24 protein-coding genes, 3 tRNA genes and 1 other RNA gene are annotated in these 25,982 nt (G+C 46.2%); 19 read left to right on the forward strand and 9 right to left on the reverse strand.

The features are described from left to right. Window positions 1-44: 44 nt before the first annotated feature. Window positions 45-1,001: a 4-hydroxy-3-methylbut-2-enyl diphosphate reductase gene (locus ACSZLD_RS10310; RefSeq protein WP_377910731.1), complete on the reverse strand. Its 957-nt coding sequence runs from the start codon at window positions 999-1,001 to the stop codon at window positions 45-47. An 85-nt stretch (window positions 1,002-1,086) separates the two neighbouring features. Beyond that, window positions 1,087-1,581, reverse strand: a complete 495-nt coding sequence (locus ACSZLD_RS10315) for a CarD family transcriptional regulator (RefSeq protein ID WP_377910730.1) — start codon at window positions 1,579-1,581, stop codon at window positions 1,087-1,089. Window positions 1,582-1,727: 146 nt separating this feature from the next. Between ACSZLD_RS10315 and ACSZLD_RS10320 the strand changes: the two genes are divergently transcribed. From ACSZLD_RS10320 to ACSZLD_RS10340, 5 genes are all read left to right on the forward strand, one after another. After that, window positions 1,728-3,032 (forward strand): DEAD/DEAH box helicase, encoded by a 1,305-nt coding sequence (locus ACSZLD_RS10320; RefSeq protein WP_377910729.1) that lies wholly within the window; start codon window positions 1,728-1,730, stop codon window positions 3,030-3,032. After that, window positions 3,032-3,946 carry a deoxyribonuclease IV gene (locus tag ACSZLD_RS10325; RefSeq protein ID WP_377910728.1) on the forward strand — a complete coding sequence of 305 codons (915 nt, stop codon included), beginning with the start codon at window positions 3,032-3,034 and terminating at the stop codon, window positions 3,944-3,946. The genes ACSZLD_RS10320 and ACSZLD_RS10325 overlap by 1 nt, the downstream gene beginning before the upstream one ends. 227 nt (window positions 3,947-4,173) lie before the next feature. Then, on the forward strand, window positions 4,174-4,926 hold the full coding sequence (locus ACSZLD_RS10330; protein ID WP_377910727.1) for a metal ABC transporter ATP-binding protein: 753 nt from the start codon (window positions 4,174-4,176) through the stop codon (window positions 4,924-4,926). Continuing rightward, window positions 4,923-5,807: a metal ABC transporter permease gene (locus ACSZLD_RS10335; protein WP_377910726.1), complete on the forward strand. Its 885-nt coding sequence runs from the start codon at window positions 4,923-4,925 to the stop codon at window positions 5,805-5,807. Before ACSZLD_RS10330 ends, ACSZLD_RS10335 begins: the two co-directional genes overlap by 4 nt. 87 nt (window positions 5,808-5,894) lie before the next feature. Continuing rightward, window positions 5,895-6,602, forward strand: coding sequence for a lytic transglycosylase domain-containing protein (locus ACSZLD_RS10340; RefSeq protein WP_444685115.1), 708 nt, complete (start codon window positions 5,895-5,897; stop codon window positions 6,600-6,602). A 211-nt stretch (window positions 6,603-6,813) separates the two neighbouring features. On the opposite strand, the gene ACSZLD_RS10345 is transcribed toward ACSZLD_RS10340, so the two are convergent. Then, window positions 6,814-8,877: an RNA degradosome polyphosphate kinase gene (locus tag ACSZLD_RS10345; protein ID WP_444685116.1), complete on the reverse strand. Its 2,064-nt coding sequence runs from the start codon at window positions 8,875-8,877 to the stop codon at window positions 6,814-6,816. A gap of 110 nt (window positions 8,878-8,987) precedes the next feature. Continuing rightward, a complete protein-coding gene (locus tag ACSZLD_RS10350; RefSeq protein WP_444685117.1) occupies window positions 8,988-10,535 on the reverse strand; it encodes a Ppx/GppA phosphatase family protein in 1,548 nt (515 codons plus the stop codon). A 171-nt stretch (window positions 10,536-10,706) separates the two neighbouring features. Between ACSZLD_RS10350 and ACSZLD_RS10355 the strand changes: the two genes are divergently transcribed. The 4 genes from ACSZLD_RS10355 to ACSZLD_RS10370 are packed head-to-tail and all read left to right on the forward strand — an operon-like array spanning window position 10,707 to window position 13,649. Beyond that, on the forward strand, window positions 10,707-11,525 hold the full coding sequence (locus ACSZLD_RS10355) for a metal ABC transporter ATP-binding protein (protein ID WP_444685118.1): 819 nt from the start codon (window positions 10,707-10,709) through the stop codon (window positions 11,523-11,525). Then, window positions 11,522-12,382: a metal ABC transporter permease gene (locus tag ACSZLD_RS10360; protein WP_377910718.1), complete on the forward strand. Its 861-nt coding sequence runs from the start codon at window positions 11,522-11,524 to the stop codon at window positions 12,380-12,382. Before ACSZLD_RS10355 ends, ACSZLD_RS10360 begins: the two co-directional genes overlap by 4 nt. After that, window positions 12,367-13,221 carry a metal ABC transporter permease gene (locus ACSZLD_RS10365; RefSeq protein ID WP_444685119.1) on the forward strand — a complete coding sequence of 285 codons (855 nt, stop codon included), beginning with the start codon at window positions 12,367-12,369 and terminating at the stop codon, window positions 13,219-13,221. Before ACSZLD_RS10360 ends, ACSZLD_RS10365 begins: the two co-directional genes overlap by 16 nt. Then, the gene (locus ACSZLD_RS10370; protein WP_377910716.1) at window positions 13,218-13,649 is read left to right on the forward strand and encodes a Fur family transcriptional regulator; all 432 of its coding nucleotides are present in this window, start codon (window positions 13,218-13,220) and stop codon (window positions 13,647-13,649) included. The genes ACSZLD_RS10365 and ACSZLD_RS10370 overlap by 4 nt, the downstream gene beginning before the upstream one ends. A gap of 73 nt (window positions 13,650-13,722) precedes the next feature. Here the strand turns inward: ACSZLD_RS10370 and ACSZLD_RS10375 are convergent, their stop codons facing one another. Together ACSZLD_RS10375 and ispG are read right to left on the reverse strand one after the other, a co-directional pair. Further along, entirely contained in the window at window positions 13,723-14,304 is a 582-nt protein-coding gene (locus tag ACSZLD_RS10375; protein ID WP_444685120.1) for a hypothetical protein, read from the reverse strand. Between the two features lie 158 nt (window positions 14,305-14,462). Beyond that, on the reverse strand, window positions 14,463-15,572 hold the full coding sequence (gene ispG, locus ACSZLD_RS10380; protein WP_377910714.1) for a flavodoxin-dependent (E)-4-hydroxy-3-methylbut-2-enyl-diphosphate synthase: 1,110 nt from the start codon (window positions 15,570-15,572) through the stop codon (window positions 14,463-14,465). A gap of 257 nt (window positions 15,573-15,829) precedes the next feature. Between ispG and ACSZLD_RS10385 the strand changes: the two genes are divergently transcribed. Then, a complete protein-coding gene (locus ACSZLD_RS10385; protein ID WP_444685121.1) occupies window positions 15,830-16,729 on the forward strand; it encodes a DUF1002 domain-containing protein in 900 nt (299 codons plus the stop codon). Between the two features lie 360 nt (window positions 16,730-17,089). After that, window positions 17,090-17,758, forward strand: coding sequence for an NfeD family protein (locus ACSZLD_RS10390; protein ID WP_377910712.1), 669 nt, complete (start codon window positions 17,090-17,092; stop codon window positions 17,756-17,758). 139 nt (window positions 17,759-17,897) lie between these two features. Here ACSZLD_RS10390 and ACSZLD_RS10395 read toward each other — a convergent pair whose 3' ends face one another. The 3 genes from ACSZLD_RS10395 to ACSZLD_RS10405 all read right to left on the reverse strand — a co-directional run bounded on the left by ACSZLD_RS10395 (window position 17,898) and on the right by ACSZLD_RS10405 (window position 19,492). Next, window positions 17,898-18,119, reverse strand: a complete 222-nt coding sequence (locus ACSZLD_RS10395) for a helix-turn-helix domain-containing protein (RefSeq protein ID WP_377910711.1) — start codon at window positions 18,117-18,119, stop codon at window positions 17,898-17,900. 131 nt (window positions 18,120-18,250) lie between these two features. Next, window positions 18,251-18,586, reverse strand: a complete 336-nt coding sequence (locus tag ACSZLD_RS10400; protein ID WP_377910710.1) for a helix-turn-helix domain-containing protein — start codon at window positions 18,584-18,586, stop codon at window positions 18,251-18,253. A gap of 129 nt (window positions 18,587-18,715) precedes the next feature. Further along, a complete protein-coding gene (locus ACSZLD_RS10405; protein ID WP_377910709.1) occupies window positions 18,716-19,492 on the reverse strand; it encodes a DUF1189 domain-containing protein in 777 nt (258 codons plus the stop codon). 532 nt (window positions 19,493-20,024) lie between these two features. Between ACSZLD_RS10405 and ACSZLD_RS10410 the strand changes: the two genes are divergently transcribed. The 8 genes from ACSZLD_RS10410 to ACSZLD_RS10445 all read left to right on the forward strand — a co-directional run bounded on the left by ACSZLD_RS10410 (window position 20,025) and on the right by ACSZLD_RS10445 (window position 25,831). Then, complete coding sequence (locus ACSZLD_RS10410) at window positions 20,025-21,665, forward strand: Na/Pi cotransporter family protein (protein WP_444685122.1); 1,641 nt, start codon at window positions 20,025-20,027, stop codon at window positions 21,663-21,665. Between the two features lie 129 nt (window positions 21,666-21,794). After that, window positions 21,795-21,871: transfer RNA gene (locus ACSZLD_RS10415), tRNA-Met, on the forward strand. A gap of 15 nt (window positions 21,872-21,886) precedes the next feature. After that, window positions 21,887-21,963: transfer RNA gene (locus ACSZLD_RS10420), tRNA-Ile, on the forward strand. Window positions 21,964-21,972: 9 nt separating this feature from the next. Beyond that, window positions 21,973-22,065 (forward strand) — tRNA-Ser (locus ACSZLD_RS10425). 298 nt (window positions 22,066-22,363) lie between these two features. Then, window positions 22,364-22,585, forward strand: a complete 222-nt coding sequence (locus ACSZLD_RS10430; protein ID WP_444685123.1) for an iron-sulfur cluster biosynthesis family protein — start codon at window positions 22,364-22,366, stop codon at window positions 22,583-22,585. 115 nt (window positions 22,586-22,700) lie between these two features. Then, window positions 22,701-23,309 carry a superoxide dismutase gene (locus tag ACSZLD_RS10435; RefSeq protein WP_444685124.1) on the forward strand — a complete coding sequence of 203 codons (609 nt, stop codon included), beginning with the start codon at window positions 22,701-22,703 and terminating at the stop codon, window positions 23,307-23,309. Window positions 23,310-23,499: 190 nt separating this feature from the next. Next, window positions 23,500-23,685, forward strand: a non-coding RNA gene (gene ssrS, locus ACSZLD_RS10440) — 6S RNA. Window positions 23,686-23,776: 91 nt separating this feature from the next. Next, a complete protein-coding gene (locus tag ACSZLD_RS10445) occupies window positions 23,777-25,831 on the forward strand; it encodes a peptidoglycan D,D-transpeptidase FtsI family protein (protein WP_444685125.1) in 2,055 nt (684 codons plus the stop codon). The last annotated feature ends 151 nt before the right edge of the window (window positions 25,832-25,982 follow it).

The following is a 25,982-nucleotide window of genomic DNA, read 5'->3' on the forward strand; positions in this document are numbered from 1 at the left end:
AAAGCCCGAAGACAAAGTGTCTTCGGGCTTTCTTAAATGGATTCTTATTTTCCAGCAGTCCGTTTTTTTCGGATTTTCGGCAGGATTTTAGAAAGTTTTACGGTGCTGGTCGTATCCCACGTATGTGGGTCGTCTTCATCAAACTGATCTAAAAATTTGATGACTTCTTTTGTAATCAGGGTAGGGGTGCTGGCCCCTGCTGTGACTGCGACTTTATTGATGCCTTTCAGCCATTCCAGATTAATATCGTTTACGTTGCTGATCCGGTAAGCCTCTGTACCGGCTACTTCTTTTGATACTTGTGCAAGCCGGTTCGAGTTATTGCTTTTTGGGTCCCCGACAACAAGAAGAAGATCAGCTTCTCCTGCTTGTTCGGAAACGGCTTCCTGACGAACTTGAGTCGCGTTACAAATTTCATTATGAATCTCAGCGTGCGGATACCGGTTATGAGCGGCTTCGATCAAATGGCGGACATCCCACTGACTCATTGTCGTCTGATTAGTAATAATGATTTTTTCGGAATCAATCTGCAACGTTTCAACATCATCCATGTTTTCCACCAGGTGGACGATATCAGGTGCAACACCGATTGCTCCCTCAGGCTCCGGATGGCCGCGCTTGCCGATATAAATAAATTCATATCCCTGGTCTTTTCTGCCGCGGATTAAATCGTGGGTAACCGTTACATCCGGGCACGTAGCATCAATTGTTTTAAGGCCTTTGTCGGCAGCAAGTTTGCGAACCTCAGGCGATACGCCGTGAGCGGTAAAGATTACCGTTCCCTTTTCGACCTTTTTAAGTATGTCAAGACGGTTAGGTCCGTCGAGCGTGATCACACCATCTTCTTCAAATGCATCTGTCACGTGCTTATTATGCACGATCATGCCTAAAATATAAATAGGACGCGGCAGATTTGGGTCTGCAGCTGCCTCTTTTGCCATCACCATCGCATCTACTACACCGTAGCAGTAACCTCGAGGTGAGATTTTCATAACTTCCATTGGCGGTACTCCTCCTCCGGTATAACTTCGTACTGCACCCTATTATAATACGAGAGGGCTTCCCTGACAAACACCGAGATGGAGATTACAGCCGCTCTTTCAATAACGTGTCCATTGGGCTGTCGAGCATAAGAGCTGCTTCTGTTTCCGATGCGTCGTGTACCAGCATCAGTTCGCTGATCAACAGCTTTCTTGAAAGCTCCAAGCTTTTTTTCTCCTGCATATGAAGCTTTTGGTGAATTGTCTTTTTACACGTCAATTCGAAAAAGACGTCTGCACAATCATCCATGGAGCCGGAACGAAGGCGCTCATCCTGACGTCCTGATGGTTTGGGAAATTCGTTGACGGGATCGCGTTCTGAAAGAGAAGCGAGCAGGGAGCTGCATTCCGTCTGAGTATTCGCAGGTCGCAGTCCGGATTCCTGAATCGTTTTCTCCGGAAGACTGAGCGTAATTTTTTGAAGAGGAAAGAAAATGACAAAGTAGAACTGTTCTTCGTCGAGAATTGTTTTTCTGGATACGTCTTTAACTTTTCCCGCACCGTGGCCCGGGTAGACAACGTTATCACCAACTGTAAACATCAGCGTTCCTCCATTCTTTCCATAGTGCTTTAAGTTTATCATATAATGGTAAAAAGCACACGAAAACCTATAGTCCCGAGCTGAGAATCGTGCTAAAATAAACTGTTAGGTTAGAAACGGCTATACAAAGCAAAGGATGATAGAACATGACAGGTCATAATTTCGAACGGTTTCAGCTGAGAGCGGAACTGATTGATGGATTAAAAAAGAAGGATATTTCTCAGCCAACAGAAATTCAGGAACGGCTTATTCCGTCTATTCTGCGAGGCCAGGACGTGATCGGAAAATCACAGACAGGAACCGGAAAAACGCTTGCTTTTCTGCTTCCTATTTTGACAAACGTCGATCCCGCAGAAAAAAAGACGCAGTATATTATAACAGCACCAACACGTGAACTCGCTTCCCAGTTATACGGAGTATTACAGGATTTCGCGCCTGAAAACGTGACTTCCCTGCTGGTGACAGGCGGAACGGACCGGGTTCGAATGCTGGATAAAGTAGCAGGAGGTCAGCATATTATCGTTGGCACCCCGGGAAGAGTGCTCGACATGATCCGCGAACAGGCGTTGAAGACAGACACCGTGAAGGGATTTGTCGTCGATGAAGCGGATCAAATGCTCGAACTTGGCTTTTTAGAAGAAGTGAACGGGATTGCTGCTTCTCTGCATGAGAATACGCAGCTGATGGTCTTTTCTGCAACCATTCCGGAAAGCCTTATGCCTTTTCTCAAAAAGTACATGAGCCAGCCTAAGCAGATTGAAGTGAAGCCGAAAGAGCTTTCCCCGGAAAACCTTGTGCATTGGCTGATCAGCGATAAGGATCGTCCAAAAGAAGAGGTGATCGTTAAGCTTACAGAGCGGATAAACCCGTTTCTTGCTATTGTATTCTGTAATACGAAAGAGACAGCAGATGCGATTTACTCCGTGCTGCTTGATAAGGGACTGAACGTCGACCTTCTGCACGGCGGAATTGCGCCGAGGAAGCGGAAAAAGGTGCTGAAACGACTGCAGGAGGCGGATGTACAGTACCTGGTAGCAACAGACCTCATTGCAAGAGGCATTGATATCACGGGAGTCAGCCATATTATTAACGCTGAAATTCCTACAGAACTTGATTATTACATTCACAGATCCGGACGAACTGCGAGAGCAGGGTGGGACGGGCTTAGTATCACGCTCTTCAGCAGAAGCGATGAAGCATCAATTGCGAAGCTGAGGCAAAAAGGCATTACATTTGAGTACAAAGAGTGGAAACAGGGCAGCTGGGTTACGGTGGAGCGCCGTTCGGATAACCGGCCTTCCAAGCAGGCGCCGATGCCAATGAAGCGCAAGAGTACGAAGGTAAAGCCTGCCTATAAGAAAAAAGCTCGTGCTAAAGCAGAGCGTGAGCACAAGCGGAAACGCAGAATTGAACGCCGCAGTACAGCGAAAGAATCCCGCGGCCGCAAGTAATGAACGCAAGGGAGGACAACACGTTGCTAATTGGATCACATGTATCAATGAATGGGAAGAAAATGCTCCAGGGAGCAAGCGAAGAAGCAGCTTCCTACGGTGCTTCAACGTTTATGATTTATACCGGAGCACCGCAAAATACTCGCCGAAAGCCGATCGAAGAGTTAAATATTGAGGCGGGGAGCCTTCATATGGAAGAAAACGGCATGTCCAACATTGTCGTGCATGCTCCTTATATTATTAATATTGCAAATACAGTAAAGCCAGAAACCTTTCAACTGGGGGTCGATTTTTTACGAAGTGAAATTGACCGTACAGAGGCACTGGGCTCTCGACAAATTGTGCTTCACCCGGGAGCGCATGTCGGCGCAGGCGCTGAGGCGGGCATTCAGAAAATTATTGAAGGACTTAATGAAGTGATTAATCCGGATCAAGACGTACAGATTGCACTTGAAACGATGGCTGGCAAAGGGTCTGAATGCGGCCGTACCTTTGAGGAATTAGCTGCGATTATGGATGGAGTCACGCATAACGAAAAACTGTCCGTATGCTTTGATACGTGCCATGTACATGATGCAGGATATGATCTTGTTCATGATCTCGACGGCGTACTGGAAAAGTTTGACCGCACCGTCGGACTGGACAGAATCAAAGTCGTTCACGTCAACGACAGTAAAAATGAGCGTGGAGCCGGCAAAGACCGTCACGAAAACATTGGATTCGGGCATATAGGGTTTGATGCGCTGGAACGGATTATCTATCACGATGTGTTCAGCACTGTCCCGAAAATTCTTGAAACGCCATACGTTGGTGAAGACAAGAAAAATAAAAAAGCTCCGTATAAGCATGAAATCGATATGATTAAAAATCGTCAGTTTGACAGCTCGCTGAAGGATAAGATTCAACAGCTTTAACTGGAAATGTGTTCCGTCTGTTCAAACGAGCAGACGGATTTTTTAAAGTTACAGAAGAAAAAGGCTGTCCAGCCAGACATATTCGGAACCCTTATCAAGGCTGATTAACTGCTGCATTCAAACGGGAAAGATCGATTGCATCTAGCTCTCTTCTGCCTTATAATTGAGTTATGATAAAAAAGTTTCCTTAGTGCAACTTTTAGGGACTCGTACAGGAGGTGCTGCAAATGCAAAACACAATTTCAGTAAAAGACCTCTCCGTTCATTATTACGGAAAACAGGCGCTGGATCACATTTCGTTTGAAATCGGCGCAGGTCGTATTATCGGAATCGTCGGACCAAACGGAGCTGGCAAATCTACATTAATGAAATCCATGCTGGGACTGGAAAAATACAGTGGAACCGTAGAGTTTTCCGGAGATGCGGTGGACAAACACCGCAGCAATATAGCCTACGTGCCTCAACGATCAGATATTGACTGGGACTTTCCCGTACTTGTCAAGGATGTGGTGACAATGGGACGTTTCGTTCATGTACCGTGGTACCGGAGGCTCGCGCAGTCAGATAAAAAAAAGGCGCTTGAAGCACTTGCCCAGGTCGGAATGGAGCAGTTTGCCGGCAGACAGATTGGAGAACTGTCCGGCGGTCAGCAGCAGCGAGTATTTATCGCGAGAGCGCTGGCTCAAAATGCAGACTACTTTTTCCTCGATGAACCGTTTGTCGGCATCGATATGAATTCAGAAAAGATCATTGTCAGTCTCTTGAAAAAATTAAAAAATGAAGGAAAAACGATCTTTGTCGTTCATCACGATTTAAGTAAAGTAGAAACATATTTCGATGAGCTGATTTTGCTTAACGAACGATTAATTGCAGCAGGACCTGTTCGTGAATCCTTCCGGGCAGAGACCATTAAAGCTGCTTATGGAGATCATGCTGCGGTTCTGCAGTCTGATAAAGAAATGGTGGTTGTTGGACCATGATCAATGAAATCAGCATGTTTATTCAGCAGGTTGCTCAATATCCGTACCTCCAGAATGCATTATTTACCTCGATTCTTGTAGGGATCATCTGCGGTGTAACAGGATGTTTTATCATTTTGAGGGGAATGGCCCTGATGGGAGATGCTATTTCCCATGCCGTTCTGCCGGGTGTGGTATTTTCATACATGCTCGGGACAAGCATGTTTATCGGCGCATTTATTACAGGGGTAGCAACGGCCCTCGCTATTGGTTTCGTTTCGAGAAACAGCCGAATTAAAGACGATGCCTCTATCGGTATTTTATTTACAGCCATGTTCGCACTCGGAATCGTCGTCATGACATCATTGAGGGGCACTTCTGTTGATTTAATGCACTATCTGTTTGGTAATGTTCTCGCAGTATCGTCAGCTAATTTCTATACAACTCTTGCTATCGGAGCCGTCGTACTGGTCAGCATTGTTATTTTTTACAGACCGCTGCTGTTAAGCACGTTTGATGAAACGATGGCGAGGGCAGCAGGATTTCCTGTAAAGCGGATCCACTACATGTTTATGTTTCTGTTATCACTCGTCACGGTTGCCTCCTTGCAAACAGTCGGTATTATACTGGTTGTAGCTATGCTGATCACTCCCGGGGCTACTGCGTATTTGCTCACTGACCGTTTCCCGGTCATGATTGCCTTGTCGGCTATGTTCGGTGTTCTATCGTCGGTCATCGGCCTTTTCGCCTCGGTCGTCTACGACGTAGCTTCCGGCGGATCAATTGTGCTTGCAGCTTCCTGCTTCTTTGCCCTGGCGTTCTTTTTTGCACCAAAGAGAGGGTATCTCGTCCGGCTGCTTAGACGCCCAGGTACCGGGAATGAAGCAGGAATGACTTCATAAACACAATGGCTTGCAATTTGTGCCTGCCTTCGTTATCATGATGCATTGTGCCAGATGATGGTTGACGAAACGAAGGAGGAACATAGATTGAACCGCTCTTTTTTAACAATGCTTGCTGCGACTATATTTTTAATTGGAACGACTTTTTTACTTGGAAGCGGATATATAGAATCGAAACAGGAAGTATCTACGCTGACGAGTTCAGACCGTAAAGCAGGGGAAAGCAAAACGGAACTGGACGAACATTTTCTTTCTTTAGAGGAAGAAATCAATAAATTGCCTGAAAGGTATGAAGTATCAGGTGCTGTAAATTGGCAGGAAGCTGAAGAAACAGCTGCGCTTTTGTATGAAGACAGCGACGGAGAGTTTCAAAAGGATTGGGGACTGCTTCTTGCACTTGAAGCAGAGAAGCATGACATCAGTCCACTGCTCGTGTACGAGCTGCTTCGGGTGGAAACAGGTGATACGTTCGATCCTGATCTCGTAGGGCCGGAAACGAAATATGGCCATGCTTATGGCCTGGCTCAATTTATGGAAAATACGGGGCCGTGGATCGCGGAGAAAGCGGGACTGCCGTATGAGAGAGAACTCTTGTTTGATCCGCACTATGCGATTCAGCTTTCAGTCACGTACCTCGATTATTTGTATGAGAAATACGGAGACTGGGATTATGCACTGACCGCTTACCATCGGGGAATGAGTGGAATGGAAGCTTATGTGGAGGAAAATGGAGATCCTGCAAGCTGGTATGCAGTAGAAATTCAGGAAGAAGCAGAGCGTACGGCTTCCAGGTAAATCAGCAGGATCAATTGGATTGTTGAGCAAGTAGAACGTTTAGTTGTTCGATTGTACTCCTTATCCGCCTCCCGTTCCCACGGCAGGCTGGATAAGCGCAGCAAGCATGTACAGAAATGAATAAATAACAAGCATGATGATTAAACAACCTCACCGGTCAGCCGCAATACTGCGGCTGACCGGTCCTTTTTTACAATCGGAACGCCAGTGGTCAGCTGTCCTCTGATTCACCTTGAGCCATTTCCTGAAGGAGCACCTGACTGTTAACAGGAGGATGATCATTTTTCACATAATGATAGGAACCGTCAGAGTGCATTCGGCGCGCCTTCTGATTGTCTTGTAAAGAAATGTGCAGCACGTCGAGTATGCGGGCTTTCATGTCGTCGTCATAGACAGGAAAGACAATCTCAATCCGCTTCTCCATGTTGCGTGTCATCCAGTCGGCAGAGGACAAATAAATCTTGTCTGCGCCATGCTGACGGTAGTAAAATACCCGGCTGTGTTCCAGAAAGCGTCCGAGAATGCTTGTCACGCGAATGTTTTCGCTGACTCCTTTCACGCCAGGTTTTAAGCAGCAGATTCCGCGGATGATCAAATCAATCTGAACACCTGCACAGCTCGCCTCATACAGCTTCATAATCAGCGGCTTATCTGTAAGAGAGTTCATCTTAGCAATAATTTGTCCATCACCGTGTTCTTTATGGGATTTGATTTCTAAGTCGATCTGCTTTAAAAACGCTTCGCGTATTTCAAAAGGGACTGTGGCAATTTCCATCCATTCCGGTTTCGCGCTGTAGCCGCTTAAGTAATTAAAGAAGTTTGTCGCATCAATTCCAAATGATTCCTTCGTTGTCAGCATCCCCATATCGGTATACAGCTTTGCCGTAGAATCATTATAGTTGCCTGTGCCAAGGTGCACAAAACGCTGAATGCGATTCTCTTCGTGCCGGACGATCAGCGTAATTTTGCTGTGCGTTTTTAAACCGGTGATGCCGTAAATCACATGACAGCCTGCTTTCTCCAGCTGCTTAGCCCACTGAATATTGTTTTCTTCGTCGAAACGAGCCTTCAGTTCGACGAGTACGGTAACTTGCTTTCCGGCTTCTGCAGCACGGGCCAGCGCTGCAATGACGGGACTGTCTCCGCTGACACGGTAAAGCGTCTGTTTGATTGCCAGCACATTCTCGTCTTCTGCGGCCTGCATCATAAGATCTACCACTGGCTGAAACGACTCGTATGGATGATGCAGAAATACGTCCCGTTCCTGCAGGACATTCATCACATTATCATTATGCAGATCCGCCGGCGGTTGCGGGATAGCGGTTTCGAAGACGAGGTGTTCATGCTCCTGCTCCAGCTCTTTGTACAGTTTAAACAAAAACGTCAGATCAAGGGGCCCATCGAGCTGATACAAATCCTGGTCCTCAAGCTCAAGCACTTTCATCAGTAAAGACAATACGTCGCTGTCCATACGCTTCTCCATATATTCAAAACGGACAGCAGCGCCCCATTTACGCTTTTTCAGTTCCTTTTCGATTTCCCTAAGCAGGTCGCGGGCACCTTCCTCATGTATCGTCAGATCGGCGTTGCGGGTAATTCGAAAAGGGGAGACACTGATCACACGGCTTCCGCTGAACAAAATCCCGATAAACTCACTGATCACATCTTCGAGCATGATGTAAGAGGAGTCCCTGATAAAGACAGTGCGGTTCAGCACAGCAGGCACCTGAACGATGGCTAGTTTACGCTCCGATCCGAATTCCAGCACAACCGCCAAATTAAGACTTTTGTTAGACAGCTTCGGGAAAGGACGAAATGCATCGATTGCCATCGGCGTAAGTACAGGCAAAATATAATTTTTGAAATGCTTTTCCAGTTTGCGGTATTCGTCGGTACTTAAATCCTGAGCTCGTTTTTCTTCAATACCCTCTTTTGACAGCTTAGGCTGAATGGTTTTTTTGAAATGAGTATACTGCCTTTCCGTCAGCAGTCGGTTGACCGCTGCAATTTGCTCAAGCTGTTGTTTTGGTGTCAGAGCCGTTTTGTTATCGGGCCGGTTATAACCGGCCGTTACCTGGTCTTTCAAGCCGGCGACCCGGACCATGAAAAACTCGTCTAAATTGGAACTGAAAATAGCAAGAAATTTAAGCTGCTCCAATAGCGGGTTTGCCGTATCCTGCGCTTCTTCAAGCACTCGTTCATTAAATCGAAGCCAGCTTAATTCCCGATTCAGGTAATATTCCGGCTGATGAAAAGATTTTTGTTTTTTTGCCATACAATGCTTCACCCTTTACCTGTCATGATCGCGTTCTTATTAAGCCTATCAAATAAATGTAAAGTGCTTGTAAAGATTTACGAGCTGCATGGAAACAGACACATGATCTGTCAGGAAGCAGGTGGGTCCTCCTGAGTAAAAACGAGGTCGATATTGCGCTTCAGCGGCCGTTCCAAATGCTTTTTGTATTTGTTTGCCTGCTCTGCTTCAAAATAGATATCGCCTTGATAATATACCTGCAGAGTAAGAGATGACTTGTTCATTTTCACCACTTCCACTTTTGTTATTGAGCTTTGTTCCGAGATATTTAACGCGTAACTGAATTTGTTGATTGCTCCGAGCAGCTCATACAGTTTTAAATCATCTTTGCTGATCCATTCCCGGAAGGGATTCGCGAACTGCTTTAAATAAGATTTCGATTTAAAGGAAGAAGTAAATGCTACGGCAAGCCGTTCCTGATGCGTCATTCCATCAATGGACTGATTTGTAAGCAAGTAAAACGTGTGCTGGCTTTTCGATTCAGGATGTATTTTTTCACCTATATAAAAAATCGAAGCGCTTAAGCGTAAAAGTCTGGCCTGCTCCGGGTTCACCTCGATTGCACCGCGCTTTTGCAGTTCGTTGAGAAGGTAGGCGGATAAAATTGTTATTCTCCTCTGATGAGCATTGTTTAGCCGGTAATGGTTGCTCAGCTGGTAAAAGCTTTCTTCTTTAACGTTGGGGAAGTGCGTTACTTCAATTGAACGAAGCATCTCTTCGAAGAACATCCCGTCCCGAAGACCTTTTGTACTTACGATAAAGGGACCGCCGCCGGTGACCTTCATCAGCATCTGCATGGCTGCTGCTGCAGGAAGAATGATGTCGGCCCGATCTTTGGATAAACCATCGATCTTTTCCCGTTTTTTCATCGACATATCGAGGAGGCTGTCAATCGTCTCTTCCATTTCATCGTTGGACATGCGGTATTGATGGAGACCGGAAAGCGGGTAGCCGATCATCTCCTGATGGACGAGCGCAAGGTTTCGAGCAGATCCGCCGATACCGATAACAGGAACATCTTTGTCAGCAAGCCATTCAAGTGTTTCATACGAGTTCGCCAAAAACTGCTTTAGCTTTTTCCATTCTTTTTCGTCAGGTGTATCACTTTCGATAAACTGCTTTTTCAACGTCAGTGCCCCGAAAGGGAAGCTGATGGACTGTTGGAGCTCACGGTCTTTGAAATAGGTGATTTCTGTGCTTCCGCCGCCAATATCGATCGTTACGCCCTCTTCGATGTCCGTAGAATTCGTGACAGCGAGGTAGCCGTAGTAAGCTTCTTCCTCTTCAGAGAGTACATCAAAGGGGAAGGAAGACCCTTCCATTACAGCGGCCATGATCTCATCGCGGTTAGCAGCGTTTCTGACAGCTGCTGTAGCAGCTCCCTTGATCGAGGTGAGTGAGTAGTTATCTGCCACTTTTTCAAAGCGTTCCAGAATATTCAAAATCAGCTGGATACCTTCTTCGTTCATGGAGCCTTCATCGTCAATATATGTACTGAGTCTCGCGGTAACTTTTAAATTTTGCACTTCGCGAAAGCAGGCGTATCTGTCAACTTCGTAAATAACGAACCGCACTGAGTTGGATCCCATATCGATGATACCGATCTGCTGACTATTCATAGTATCTCCTCCTTCAAGTTGAACGCGGACTAGCCTGGAAGCTCTTTACTCCAGTATAGCGGGTGCCGCCTGCTGCTGTCAGCTCTACTTGTTTACTTTACCCTGATTTGTGCGTTATACTACCAGAAGATAAATCGTAATTATTACTAAATGAAGGGCAGGCTGATGATCATGAATACTGAAGATGAAGCCGTATTGGAACTTCAAGGGGTCCAATTCGGCTACAGCAGCAGACCTGTACTGGAAGATATACATTTACGTGTAGCACCAGGGAGTTTTTTGGGATTAGTAGGTCCTAACGGGTCCGGTAAATCGACGCTCATGAAGCTTCTGCTGGGACTGCTTGAGGCTGATCACGGAACAATAAAGCTGTTTGGCACGCCGGTACAGACATTTCGCGATTGGAACCGGATTGGCTTCGTTTCGCAAAAAGCAGGCAGCTTTAACAGTGGTTTTCCGGCAACGGTTTTTGAAGTGGTATCGATGGGGCTGTATGGAAAAATCGGGTTATTCCGGTTTATGAAAAAGAAGCATAAAAAGCGAGTCCTGGAAGCACTCCGTCTCGTGGGCATGGAGGAATACAGCGGCAGACAGATCGGCATGCTCTCTGGAGGCCAGCAGCAGCGAGTTTTTATTGCGAGAGCGCTTGTCAGCGAACCGGAGCTTCTTATCCTTGATGAACCGACGGTCGGGGTTGACGCAGACTCAGTTAAAAACTTTTACGAGCTGCTAAAAGAGCTGAACCGGGAGAAAGGAATTACACTGCTGCTCGTCACGCATGATATCGGCGCCATGAGCGACTATGTTACCGATGTGGCCTGTTTGAATAAATGTCTGCATTTTCACGGTGCAACACGTGAGTTTATATCAAATAAAGATGAGATGATGCGGGCTATGTACGGTCATGATGTTTCGGTCATTGAACACAATCACGATCACGGGCACCATGATCATCATCACGATCATGATCATACGGAGGCAGTGAAATGATCGATGTGTTCTTTCAATATGATTTTCTCCGGTATTCTTTTTACACATCATTAATGATCGGCATTCTGGCGCCGTTAGTCGGCGTTTTTATTGTGGTCAGAAGGCTGGCGCTGCTGGCAGATACGCTGTCTCACATCACGCTGACGGGGATCGCATTCAGCATGCTCATGGCCCGTTATTATCCGGCTTTTGCAGCTGTTAATCCAGTTTATACCGGTATGGGCTTTGCGGTCGCGGGATCTTTAATGATTGAACAGCTGAGAAAATCCTATGCTTATTATAAAGAACTGGCTATTCCGGTTATTTTATCAGCAGGCATTGGGACAGGCGTTGTGTTTATCTCTCTTGCAGATGGCTTTACTACAGATTTGTTTAACTATCTATTTGGGAGTGTCGCTGCAGTTTCGAGAGATGACTTCACTGTCGTTGCTGTCCTAACCGCAGCGGTGGCGCTGCTCCTGCTGCTATTTTACAAAGAGCTGTTTTTTCTCAGCTTTGACGAAGAACAAGCGGTTCTCTCCGGCATTCCGGCGCGGCCGCTGCACTTTATGTTTATCGTAATCACGGCTGTTGTGATCGGGATATCGATGCAGATTGTCGGTATCCTGCTTGTATCTGCGCTGATGACGCTTCCGGTAGCGGCAGCCATGCGAATTGCAGCATCATTTAAGCAGCTGTTTTTCTATGCAGTCCTGTTTGGAGAACTGTCGGTTGTAGCTGGCATGACAGCTGCCTTTTATGCGGATGCAGCTCCGGGAGGCATGATCGTCGTGATTAATCTGCTCATACTTGCGGCGGTCTTGGTTGCTGACCGCTTCCTGACGCGAAAGGAGAAACCGGTATGGATATCTTCTTGAATCTTTCCTTTCTTGAACGTGGCATTGCAGCGGGGCTGCTGATCGGATTCATCAGTCCAGTTATCGGCGCCTTTTTGCTTGTAAGGCGGATGACCATCATTTCAGAAGGGCTTTCACACGTTACGCTGACAGGGATCACGGCAGGAGTGCTGGTAACACAAGTCGCTCCGTGGTTTAACCCTCTCTATTCGGGGTTTTTGTTCTCACTTGGAGGTTCACTGTTAATCGAAAAGCTGCGGCAGGTATATCGTCATTTTGAAGAGCTGGCGATCCCGATTATTTTGTCCGGCGGAGTGGGAGTAAGCGCTCTGCTCATCAGTCTCGCAGATACCGGCTATACAGAGTGGTATGCCTACTTATTTGGCAGCATCATAACGGTCACGACAGGAGATCTTGGCTTTATCTTCCTGACAGGTGCTTTAGCGCTGCTCGTCATTCTTTTGTTTTATAAAGAGCTTGTCTCGATATCGTTTGATCCTGAATTTGCTTCCAGCTCGGGCATTAGCGTAAAAAAAATAAACTTTCTTTTCTCTGTGTTAACCGCCCTCGTTATTTCGATGTCCATGAAGGTAGTCGGAATTCTTTTGGTCGGGGCATTAATTGCACTTCCTACTGCAGCAGCTATCCTTTTTGCAAAAAGCTTTCGTCAAGTTCTTATTCTTGGTATCCTATTTGGAGAGGCAGCTGTAATTGGTGGCATTACCGCTTCGTACTATTTGAATATTGCTACAGGAGGAGCCATCGTCGTAATAGGGGTTCTCCTGTTGGCAGCAGCATTTTTCGTAAAGAAGCTGCAAAATCTCTGGAATCGTTCAGAGCGAAAGGAGCATGCCGCATGAATGTACAGGAAGCAATGGATAAATTGAAGGAAAACGGCTATAAATACACGGACAAACGAAAAGATATGCTTCAGCTGTTTTCAGATGAAAGCAGGTATTTGGCTGCAAAAGATGTATTGGACCATATGCAGGAAACGTACGAAGGAATGAGCTTTGATACGATCTACAGAAATTTGTCTCTGTTTACTGAGCTCAACATTTTAGAAGCAACGGAGCTTGAAGGGGAGAAGCGGTTTCGATTCAGCTGTTCCACCGATCATCACCACCACCACGTCATATGTCTCGACTGCGGAAAGACAAAGCATATACACCACTGTCCAATGAACGATACCCCTGGTGCTCCAGGCTTCCAGGTAACGGGACACAAATTTGAAATTTACGGCTATTGTGAACAGTGCAGTGCCAAAAAGGATACAGCGGTCGGATAGATTCAATACGAAACGGAGCCAAAGATCGTCATACGATCTTTGGCTCCGTTTTAGTGAAGGAAGCATGCTGCACTCAGCGGCTGACGCTTGACGTAAACAGGCCGTTGACGATGCTTCGCGCGTGCGTCCAATCTTTTGCCCGATGAACGTTATCAGGAATCGCTTTTTGATTGTAGGGGGTATCCATTAAAATAACGGGAATGCCAAACTCTTCTGCGATATTAACAGCATTATCGTGTTTATCCTCAAAAAAAGTGTCGACCTGATGCTCCCGAACCGCTTCGATTTTATCGTGCTGTCCTAGAAGTTCAATATGATCATAGGGCACGTTAAGCCGTTCAAACCATTCTTCTGTTACATGGTATAAATAATCAGGACGAGCGCTGATGTAAAAAAGCTCAACCTGCCGGTTCCAGTTGTTTAACGTTTCCAGCGCTTGGTCGGCAAGCACGGACTGGCGGTAAAGCGTTGATTCATGCTTTTGCATCCATTTCCAGAACTCTGCCTCTGTTACGCCCAGCACGCCTGTTAAATCATACTCTGTTAAATCATCCAGCGTCAGGTTTTTATTAAAATGTTTATTCAGGTGGGGAAGGAATGTTCCCGGGTGAGTGACAGTTCCGTCGATGTCAATTCCAAACCGATAGTGAGCCAATGAGATCGCCCTTTCTGCACGAAGCTTTTCATTACTAGTGTCTATTGTGCACGTCTCGTCTGCTAAAATCAATACCTAAGAAGGCTGTCATCAGCTCATCTGACAAGAAAAGTCCGGACCAGGCATTACGCCCGGTCCGGACTTGCGTGTTCGATAGATTATGCGTTCTGTTCCTGTTCAAGCCGCTGCTTCTCATAATGCTCCTCAGCGAGCTTATCAATTTCCTTCTTCAGTTCTTCCACCATGGTTTCTTCCGGAACTTTTCGAATCGTTTTACCTTTCATAAACAGGAGACCTTCTCCTCGTGCCCCGGCGATGCCAATATCTGCTTCCTTTGCTTCTCCCGGACCGTTAACGGCACAGCCGAGTACGGATACTTTAATCGGCGCGTGAATGTTTTGAAGGTACTCTTCGACTTCATTCGCGATACTGATTAAATCAATCTCGATTCTGCCGCAGGTCGGGCATGAAACGAGAGTTGCTGCGTTAGCAGCCAGTCCAAAGCTCTTTAAAAGCTCTTTTTGTACTTTGATTTCTTCGACTGGATCTGCGGACAGAGAAATTCGCATCGTATTGCCGATTCCTTTATGAAGCAGCACACCGAGACCAGCCGAACTTTTAATCGTTCCTGCGAAAAGCGTACCGGACTCCGTAATACCTAAATGAAGCGGGTAATCAAATGCCTGTGCCGCTTTTTCATATGCTTCAATAGCAAGGTGAACGTCAGAAGCTTTCATGGAGACGATAATGTCGTGGAAATCGAGATCCTCAAGAATCTTGATATGGTGCAGCGCACTTTCGACCATTCCATCCGCTGTTGGATAACCGTATTTATCAAGAATCCGCTTCTCGAGTGAACCTGCGTTAACACCGATCCGGATAGGAATTCCTTTTTCTTTTGCGGCATTTACAACAGCTTCTACTTTCTCGCGCCGGCCAATGTTGCCTGGATTGATGCGGATTTTATCAGCTCCGCCTTCAATTGCCTTAAGCGCCATCTTATAGTCGAAGTGTATATCAACACATAGAGGGATGTTAATGCGCTTTTTAATTTCAGGAATCGCTTCTGCATCTTCCATATTCGGACAAGCAACCCGTACCAGCTGGCAGCCTGCTTCTTCCAGGCGCAGAATTTCCGCTACAGTAGCTTCTACATCGTGTGTTTTAGTCATCGTCATACTTTGCATAATAACTTCATCCCGTCCGCCGATCGTCAGCGGTCCTACTTTTACCGGGCGTGTATTTTTTCTATGGGTGATCTGCGTCATGTTAAACATCGCTCCTTCTTCAATATCGAACGAATAAACGTCTGATTCACACTACATTGTAACAACGCCCCAGAGAAACTACAAGCGTTCCCGTCCCGGGCTCTGTAAAGATTTTATAAAGACGCGTATTCTTAAAGTTTCGTTAAGAAAGAATAAAGGTAACCTTGCACATGTAAAAGGAGAGTGTGAAACTTTCTTCAAGAAGCAGCGTCTACTAAAGTGGAACGTGAAAAACGAAAAGAAATGAGGGGTCATAGATGAAGTATTTGTGGAAAACAGCAGCAGCAAGCTTTGCAATTTGGTTCGGATTGACATCCGTCGTATCAGCCGATGCCGTTACCGGTGCGGAAATCGTGACACTTGGGGAAGATCTGAATCCGCAGCAGCGCGAGGAACTGCTCCAGGAGATGAACGTGGAAGAAGGGAACGTTGATATCGTCACTGTGTCGAACGATGAAGAGCATCAGTACTTAGGAGATTATATTGACGCATCTGTGATTGGGACGAGAGCACTGTCCTCGTCGAAAATTACGATGGGCGAGCCCGGCTCAGGAATTGACGTGGAAACGAATCGAATAACGTGGGTATCTGAAGGGATGTACGCCAACGCATTAATCACAGCCGGTGTAGAAGATGCTGATATTTATGTAACAGCTCCATTCGATGTATCAGGTACTGGAGCCTTGACCGGATTAATTAAGGCGTATGAGGAATCAACAGATGAGGATATTCCTGAAGAACAGAAGCAGGCAGCGAATGAAGAACTTGTTAAAACAGCAGAGCTGGGTGAAGAATACGGGGTAGAGGACGCGACTGAGCTAATGGCCCGCATTAAAGAAGCGCTTGCTGAAGAGGATGTCGAATCAGAAGAGGATCTTCGTGCCCTGATTCAGCGTATTGCAGAGGAACTGGGAATGAACCTGACTGATGATGAGCTTGATGGCCTTGTATCCTTGTTTGACCGGATTCGCGGATTAAATATTGACTGGAATCAAGTGCGCACCCAAATTGACAGCATCCGCACTAATATAGGGGATTTCGTCGACAGTGATGAAGGGCAGTCTATAATTCAATCGATTCTCGATTTTTTCAACCGGCTGCTCGATACAGTGACAAGCTGGTTCCAATCCCGATCTGAAGAATCATCACAAAAATAAGAAGAGAAGACCGGACAGCGATCCGGTCTTTTTTTAGTAGCGATATTTGTTAATAAGCAGGCTTATTATCGTTTCACAGTCTGAAAGAAACGAGCGTTACTCTTTCCTTTTTATAAAAGCCGGCTCCATCGCGGATACTGGTTATTGCTGGTGTTTATCCAAGGCGACGAAACATGACCGCTCTTAAAGCGTTGTTCCTGTCACTGCTCAAACGTGATCTTCGAATATATCTGCTCAACCGTGCTAAAATGATAGCAGGAAAATGAAACTTTTTCAGCCAGTTACTCGTACGTGATAAGAGACATGCTAATCTGGTAGAATAGATTATGAAAGCGGAAACGCTTAAAGGAGTGACACAATATGGAATTTCTTGATATGGCGGTTATAGGGTTTTTCGTTGTTTTTCTTGCCACACTCTTTTTATTTGGTGAAGTGATGGTGAGAGCCCGGGGACTGTTTGCTGTCATTGGAATTGTAATCATGTCGCTTTACTTCACGTATCACCTCGATGGGACGGACGGCATGTGGGTGATTCTTCTCTATGCGGCAGGCCTTGCTCTCATTATTTTCGACGGAAAAGTAACGACCGATGGAACGATTGCCGGGGTCGGCGTACTGCTGATGGTTTTTGGACTGGCCCTCCCAGCTCCAGATTTAACGTATGGTATTCTCGTAGCAATGGCATTCTTATTTGCAGCACCAACATCATATTTGTTTACAAAAGTTTTTCCTGCCAGAAACATGTGGGACAAAATGATGTTAAAAGACAGTTTGTCCAGCGAGGATGGCTACAACTCCATGAATGATTCCTACAAAGAGCTCGTTGGAAAAGAAGGAACTGCTAAAACGCCGTTCAGACCTACTGGAACGGTTGAGATCGACAGTAAGTACTACAGTGCTACGTCTGACAATGTCTGGGTGAAAGAGGGGACACGGGTGAAGGTCCTTTCAGCAGATGGAACCCGCATCCTCATTACCCCTGTATCAGAGACTGGCGAGAAACAAGAGTCCACGTCAGAAAGCTCGTAACAAAACCGTTCTGCGCCATAGGTGCAGGACGGTTTTTTATGATCTTCCAACTGCTGCCCCGGTTCTTTGTAGCTTCATTTTTGACATAAGAAAAAAAGGCCTCAGCATGTAAACTGAAACCTTCCCGGATGGAGACCGGTCAAGAGTGGTCGGCTTTCTGTTCATCCTCATCCATAATTTTATCGAGAGGAATATCTAAAACGACGAAAAGCCGTTTAACAATAGTAATAGAAGGATTTTTCTTTTGATTTCGCTCCAGATAACTCAAATATGATTTGGAGACGCCAGTCCTGCGTGACAGCTGGGAAAGAGTCCAGCCTTTACGCTTGCGCTCGTGCCGAATCAAGTCGCCAATGCTCATCGTAAACCCACCTTCCTGTGACGAATAAGTTCATTATATCGCACAATATTTAAGGCGTCCAGCGATTTGCTCAAAAATGTACGAAATAAAGAACGATCGTTCAAGAAAAAAGCTGCCGAGATAAGCGGCAGCTATTTTTGTTTCATTTTCCATTTGTTGTATTCCAGAAAATCACGAAATTCTTCCTTAGAAACGCCCGAATGCATCGCTTCTGCGATTAAGCTCTGCCACTCATCATCCAAAGCAGCAGTCTCTTCTGCGGTCGAATCTGCAGGGTCTTTTAAGAGGACGTTCATATCAATATCTAGGACAGCTGCAATCTTTTCCAAAAATTGAATGGAAGGATTGGTCTGAATATCCCGTTCGATCGCACTTAAATACGATTTTGCTACTCCTGCACGCTCCGCAAGTTCACTCATCGTAAATCCCCGGGCAGTGCGATGCTGTCTTACACGTGCTCCAATCACATCTGGTCACCTCCATTATTGCTCATCCTGTACTTTATAATATACCTCATTCATCCCGAACGGAAAACTAATAACCGTCGAAATAAGGAAAATAATTCGTTATAACGCATTTTTCGCTGAAGCCGGCGATTATTCAGGTGCTTTTTTAGGACTTGGAACGTATTTGAATACGTTATACAGCATGATGATGGCAATCGCCCAATAGACAATAAAGGAAATTGGGAATGGCAGCGGGAATCCAATCAATTCCAGCAGTGCCAGCAGCAAAGTCGGCAATGTCACGGTGTAGGCAGCCAGCACCCAGCAGTGACGATAGCGGAGTTGATCTGCTTTATTTCGTTTTAATAAAAGAGCGACAGCGGATAATGCGAAAATTCCTATGAATTTTAAGGCGGTATTGAATAGATAAAAGCCTGCTAGCACAATAGATATGATCAGCAGTGAAACGTCATCAAGCGTGGTAAAGAACCCTTCAATTTCCTGCTTGGATAAATCCAGTCCGATTTCCTGGTATGTGAATCGGTCAGCTTGGCCTCCAGCAGAAAAAACCAACTCCCGTTCGAGCAAAGCGACAACGTTTCCGTACTGATCAGCGTCTTCAGCTCCAAGTTCTCCTGTGGAGTCAAACACGAGTGTCATATCATTCTCATCATTGATGTACGGCTCATCTAAGTCAGACTGCAAGACACCGTTCTCAATATCAAAGTCCGGGATTTCATCTAAATAATCGTTTCCAGCTTGAAATAAGCTGCTGATTGTAATGGACAAACCGATAAAAGCCGGCAATGATGCAATAAGCATAAGCAAAAAGACGTAAAGAATGGTTCTTCCGATTTTAGCCATGCGAAATTTAGCGATCGTTTCCGGTGAATATGTACTTTTTATCAGCTGTTGGAATATATTCATGTTGCTGTCCCCCCCTGCTTTTTTCCATGCTTATACATTTTACAATTCGTTGCGTGTAATTACAACAAACGTCCTTTAATGAAATCTCTACATAACCAGCATGAATGTAAGAGCGAACGTCATGATTGTAAATGAGCTCCGCGGCTGTGCTGAGGAATCTTCTCAGCTTGCACCTGAACAGGCTTCTGCCGGTTTTACAAAGAAAAAAGCGGGATCGTCTCATTCCCGTGTTTTTCTATTAATCAAATCGAGGGCAGGGCGGACGTTTGAGGAAAGAACGCGTGCACATTCTTCACGCCGCAAGGAAGGGATAATAACAGGATGTTTTCGCGGCAAACGAAGAAAAAAAGCCGCGGTCTGGTTTATCAACACCAGTTAATCGTCGAGAGACTTAAAAAACGCAGCATTAATGATATAGATGAGCTTGTTTATAAACTTAATAAAATCTTTACAAAACGTTAACGTATAATTAACAATTAGTGCGTAGCATGTAGAACGGTTCAGAATTGATTAATGACTGAAAATCAGGGGGATGTTGTTGTTGGAACTGGAACTGCGGGAATTACTGTTTATGTTTTTCGGGGGTCTGGCGATCTTCTTATTTGGAATTAAATATATGGGGGACGGTCTTCAGAAAGTTGCAGGCGATAAGCTCCGTGATATATTGGATAAGTTTACCAGCAATCCTGTTATGGGTGTGCTTGCCGGTATTATTGTTACCGCCCTGCTTCAAACGAGCACAGGCACGACGGTCTTGGCGATCGGGCTTGTTAACGCAGGATTTATGACGCTGAGGCAGTCAATAGGAGTCATTATGGGTGCCAATATCGGAACGACGATCACGGCATTTATCATCGGTCTTAACATATCGGAATACGCACTTCCGATAATGGCTGTTGGAACATTTTTAATATTTTTCTTTAAAAATAAAAAAGCGAACAATTTCGGCCAGGTATTTTTCGGATTCGGGGCTCTGTTTTACGGCTTGAATCTGATGGGGGATGGACTGCGGCCCCTTCGTGAACTCCAGGCTTTTGCTGATTTAACGGTCAGCATGAGTGATAATCCGTTCCTTGGCGTGCTGATCGGGACAATCTTTACCGTCAGTGTACAAAGCTCTTCAGCCGCTATTGGGCTGCTGCAGCAGCTGTTTGCCCAGGATGCAATGGATTTGAATGCCGCACTTCCAGTGTTGTTCGGTGATAATATCGGAACAACAATCACAGCAGTTCTTGCAGCACTCGGAGCTTCTATCGCTGCTAAGCGCGCCGCGCTCACACACGTTATTTTTAACGTCGTCGGCACGGTAATTGTTATGATTTTGCTCGTACCGTTTACAAATCTTGTTGCTTACCTTCAGGAGGCTCTGGTTTTAAACCCAGAGATGACAATTGCATTTGCGCACGGTATCTTTAACGTATCTAACGTACTGATTCAGCTGCCGTTTGTAGCGGTGCTTGCCCTGATTGTGACAAAGCTGATTCCAGGCAACGAAACGGTTATTGAATATAAAGCACAGCATTTGGACCCGAGCATTATTTCGCAGTCTTCTTCCATTGCACTCGGTCAGGCAAAAAAGGAGACATTGCGTATGAGTGAACTGTCTGCACAGGGGCTGCAAGAAGCTTCCTCATTTGTCATGACCAATCAAAAGCGGCATGCTGAGCTTACGTATCAGTTTGAAGATGCGATTAATAACCTTGACCGCAAGATTACGGACTATTTAACAAGAATCTCGACGAATTCACTGACGGCAGCCGACTCCAGATACCATTCCATGCTCATGGATACGGTCCGTGATATTGAACGTGTCGGGGATCATATGGAAAACCTGGTCGAGCTCAAAGAGTATCAGATTACGAATAAAGTAAAGCTATCCTCAGCTGCTATGGATGACTTGAAGGAAATGTTTGAATTAACGATTGATACGTTAAAAGAGTCCTTTGCGGCGCTGGAAAACGATGATATTCTCGTCGCAAGATCTGCTATTTTAAAAGAAGATCAAATTGATAAAATGGAGCGTCAGCTTCGCAAAAAACACATCATGCGTTTGAATGAAGGCCTTTGTGACGGTTCTGCAGGAATTGTATTCGTCGATATGATCAGTAACCTGGAACGGATCGGTGACCATGCAGTGAACATTGCAGAAGCAGTGGCAGAGGAAGAGAATTAATGGAAGAAAAAGAGCCGGTGCCGTCCCGAGGGACGGCGCTGCTTATTACTGGAACTTAAACGTTTTGTAAAAAATCGGTTGACGATATGATTTTTCTCATGCTAAGATATATCTTGTCTTTGTTCAAATGGCGGTGTAGCTCAGCTGGCTAGAGCGTACGGTTCATACCCGTGAGGTCGGGGGTTCGATCCCCTCCGCCGCTACCAATACATAGATTTGCTGGACCCTTAGCTCAGTTGGTTAGAGCTGACGGCTCATAACCGTCCGGTCGCAGGTTCGAGTCCTGCAGGGTCCACCATCATATTTCGGAGGAATACCCAAGTCTGGCTGAAGGGATCGGTCTTGAAAACCGACAGGGGTGTCAAAGCCCGCGGGGGTTCGAATCCCTCTTCCTCCTCCATACATAATGTTCAAGAGTCCGCCTGATGCGGGCCCTTTTTTTTACGTTTATCCAACTGAGAATGGCAGCATAAAGAATGGGTACTGCTGTTTTCTGGGGATTAAGGATAACGATGTGAGCGGTCTTTCTTGGCTCTTTTTCTATTATGGGCGTATACTGTTAGAAACGTAGGATAAACGGAGAGGAGACAGGTCATATGAAGCTCGTAATCAGACATGAAGCTGACAACCAGCTGCATCGGCAGATGAGTGATCAGCAGACGCTCTACATCTGGTATGACACGAAAGGAACAGGCTGAGTGGTAAATGGGGTAGTCAGGCTGGCTGCCGTAACAGACCTGCCGGAAAAGGCAGAAGTGATTGAAACAAACACCGGTTTTCCTGCAGCGATTGAGAAAGGGCCGGATTGGCTTTACGAGAATGAGCTCATTTTAGATTACCGTCCTGAAAAAGAATGGTTCCAGCTGAAATCAGCAGCAGAAATGCTAAGCCCCTCCATAAAGCTTCAGAATTGGAATTAAAATGCGAGGTTTAACATTTGATGATGGGTGGAATATTTGATAATGTATGTGAGGCAGGTACAATTGATTCATCGTACCTGCGCCGATTTTATTAGAAAAACAGGAGGAGATAAGAATGGCTTTTACACTACCAGATCTACCTTATGCCCACAATGCGCTTGAACCGCATATTGATGAAGAAACAATGAAAATTCATCACGGCAAGCACCACAACACGTATGTTACCAAGCTGAACGATGCACTGGAAGGACACAGTGATCTTCAGAGCAAGAGCATCGAAGACCTTCTCACAGACCTGAACTCTCTTCCGGAAAGTGTTCGCGGCCCGGTACGCAACAATGGCGGCGGTCACTATAACCATACGCTATTCTGGAAGCTGATGTCTCCAGACGGCGGTGGAACTCCATCCGGTGATGTCGCTTCAGCAATCGATTCTGCATTCGGAAGCTTTGGCAAGTTCAAAGAAGAGTTCAAAAATGCAGCCTTGACGCGCTTCGGCTCTGGCTGGGCATGGTTGGTCGTAAACGGCGGCCAGCTTGAAATTACAAGCACACCAAACCAGGATACACCAATCAGCGAAGGCAAAACACCTCTGCTCGGTGTCGATGTTTGGGAGCATGCTTACTACTTGAAGTATCAGAACAAGCGTCCAGATTACGTGGAAGCATTCTTCAATGTTATTGATTGGAACGAAGTTGAAAAACGTTATCAGGAAGCCAAGTAATAGATGGAAGCCCGCCGCTTATTCGGCGGGTTTTTTTGTATAATAGGCTGGACTTCTGCCAAATAGAGCATGGTTGATGCAGGCGCTTCAAAGGAAAGCGAGGATACCTGCAATAACAACGTACATCCTTCCTGATCAAACCAGTATTGCGGCTGCTGGGCCGCTATTGTATAATAGAATTACATACTAAACATGCCTGCGGTGTTGGTGAACTTCCAGTTTAATTCGAACCGAACACCAATTCACATTGGGAGCCTTACATTGAAAAGCGGCCAGCATGCCCTGTCATCAGGGAAGCTGAATGTCTTTCTGCAGGCACCCACCTGCCTAGGGCGGGTTCGTGAAATCTTGAAGATAACCGCACATGCGGGCTGTCCTAATTGACTGCGGTGCTGAACCGGCAGTCTTTTTTAGAGCGTTTTTTTCCATCGCTGCCAGCGTACATTATGAGTGAATTGAGGGTTTATATGAGCGATAAATTAATTCATAAATCACATTTGTCTATTCGGCTGAACATTCTTTTCTTCGTCGTGTTTCTGTTGTTTTCTGTGCTTGTTCTCCGGCTCGGCGTGGTACAGATCGTGCAGGGGGAAGGGTTTCAGGAACAATTGGAAGGAGAGGTCAGCACCAGTGAAGCAGTAGAGGCACCCAGGGGCCTGATTTACGACCGCTACGGTAACAAGCTGGTAGACAACGAACTCCAGTTAACTGTTACATATACGAACCGGAACCGTCCTCAAGAAGCACTGCTGGATACTGCCGAACGCTTGAACGAATTCATCACCATTGACACAGAAGGCGTAGAATCGAGATTCGACCGAGACCGCCGTGAATTTTGGGCGCTCCTGAACGAAGAAGCATTTCTTGAGAAGCTGTCTTTGGAAGAGCAAAGCGAAGCTGATCTGTCAGATGGTGAAGCACACCAGTATCGAATTGAATCCATTACAGAAGAAGAGCTTGCAACGTTCAGTGAAACGGATTATGAAGTATTTATGATCTGGAGAGAGCTGAACGCGGGGTATAACGATGTGCCGCATAAAGTATTGCGCGGGGTAGAGTATGAAGAAGCTGCCAGGATCATGGAACATATCGACCAGCTGGAAGGTGTAGACATTATTCGTGACTCCGTGCGACGCTATGTTTACGGTGACCAGCTGCGAAACGTCTTTGGCTCTGTCGGCTCGATTGAACGGGATGATTTAAGCGCCTATCTCGCTCAGGGCTATGAACGAAACGAGGAAGTTGGAAACAGCTACTTAGAAGCACAGTATGAATCAGTGCTGCGCGGCCGTAAAGGCGAGCGTGAAAGTTACCTGGACGGAAGCGGCAGTGCAGTCCGGCAGCCTTCGGAAAATCCGGGGAGCCGCGGGCAGGATTTAAAGCTCACGGTTGATATGGAGCTCTACCAGCGCGTCAGCAGCGTCATTGACGATGTTTTGGACGATCGTGGCGGAGATTTTGTTGGTGACCCGGATGCGTATGTCGTCATGATGGAACCAGACACTGGAGAAGTGCTGGCGATGGCAGGAGCTGGTGGTGGCTCTGCAGATTTGCGCACATTTAATGCCAGCTTCGAAGTCGGGTCAGCTATGAAGGGAGCTACGGTACTTGCAGGATATGATACAGGAGTGCTGCCTCCCGGGTCAGGCGTGTATGACCGTCCACTTAATCTGCCCGATTCTCCGACAATCAGCTCTGTAAACAATTTGGGCTATGTAGATGATCTGACAGCGCTTGAACGATCTTCCAACATTTATATGGTGGAAGTAGCGATGAGACTTGTTGATTACGTACCGGGAGTATCCGGTCGAAACTGGGGCAACTTTACGCGGGGCTATGACATTCTTCGTTCTTATTACCAACAGTTTGGGCTTGGTGTTGAAACCGGCATCGACCTGCCGGGTGAATCAGCGGGTATTAACGGGGGTAATCCGTTATTCCCTGGTAATATGCTGTACCTCTCTTTTGGCCAGTTTGATACGTATACACCTATGCAGCTCGCACAGTATGCGTCTGTTATTGCAAACGACGGAGTGCGGGTAGCGCCAAGAGTGGTGAGTGAGATTTTGGAGCCGGATCCTCAAAGCGGAGGGCTTGGTACAATTGCCCATCAGTTTGAGCCAAAGATATTAAATACGATTAACGTCGATCAGGAGTACTTCGATCGAATTCAGACAGGCTTTTACAGGGTTGTAAACGGAACTCAGGGAACGGCAAGAGCCTACTTTCAGGACCTCGATGTCGAAGTTGCCGGCAAGACCGGTACGGCGCAAGTGCGCGTAGACGGACAAGATGCGAACAATCAGACTTTTGCCGGCTATGCACCGTATGACGATCCGGAGATTGCCTTCGCCGTCCTTGTGCCGGGTGCGGACTCAGGCTCTGATGCTTCCGGTATCGCGAATACGATCGCTGAACAATCATTAGAAGCGTTTTATGAGCTTAAAGAAGAACGCAGCGGCCCGGCTCGACCAGAGGGCGGTTCGGAAGTAGACGAGCCGGACAATGATCCTGCAGATTAATTGAAAATGCCAGCATTCATGCAGGCTGTCACCAGATAACGGCGGCAGCCTGCATGTTCGTTGTTTGGCAGCGGGAGACGAGCGCTTTTCCCAGAAATGCTTTCTAGTACTATTCTTGTTTGTACAGAATGAGTGGTGCATTTTAGAGCAT

Source organism: Alkalicoccus luteus, from assembly GCF_052061695.1.
Classification (GTDB): Bacteria; Bacillota; Bacilli; order Bacillales; family Salisediminibacteriaceae; genus Alkalicoccus; species Alkalicoccus luteus.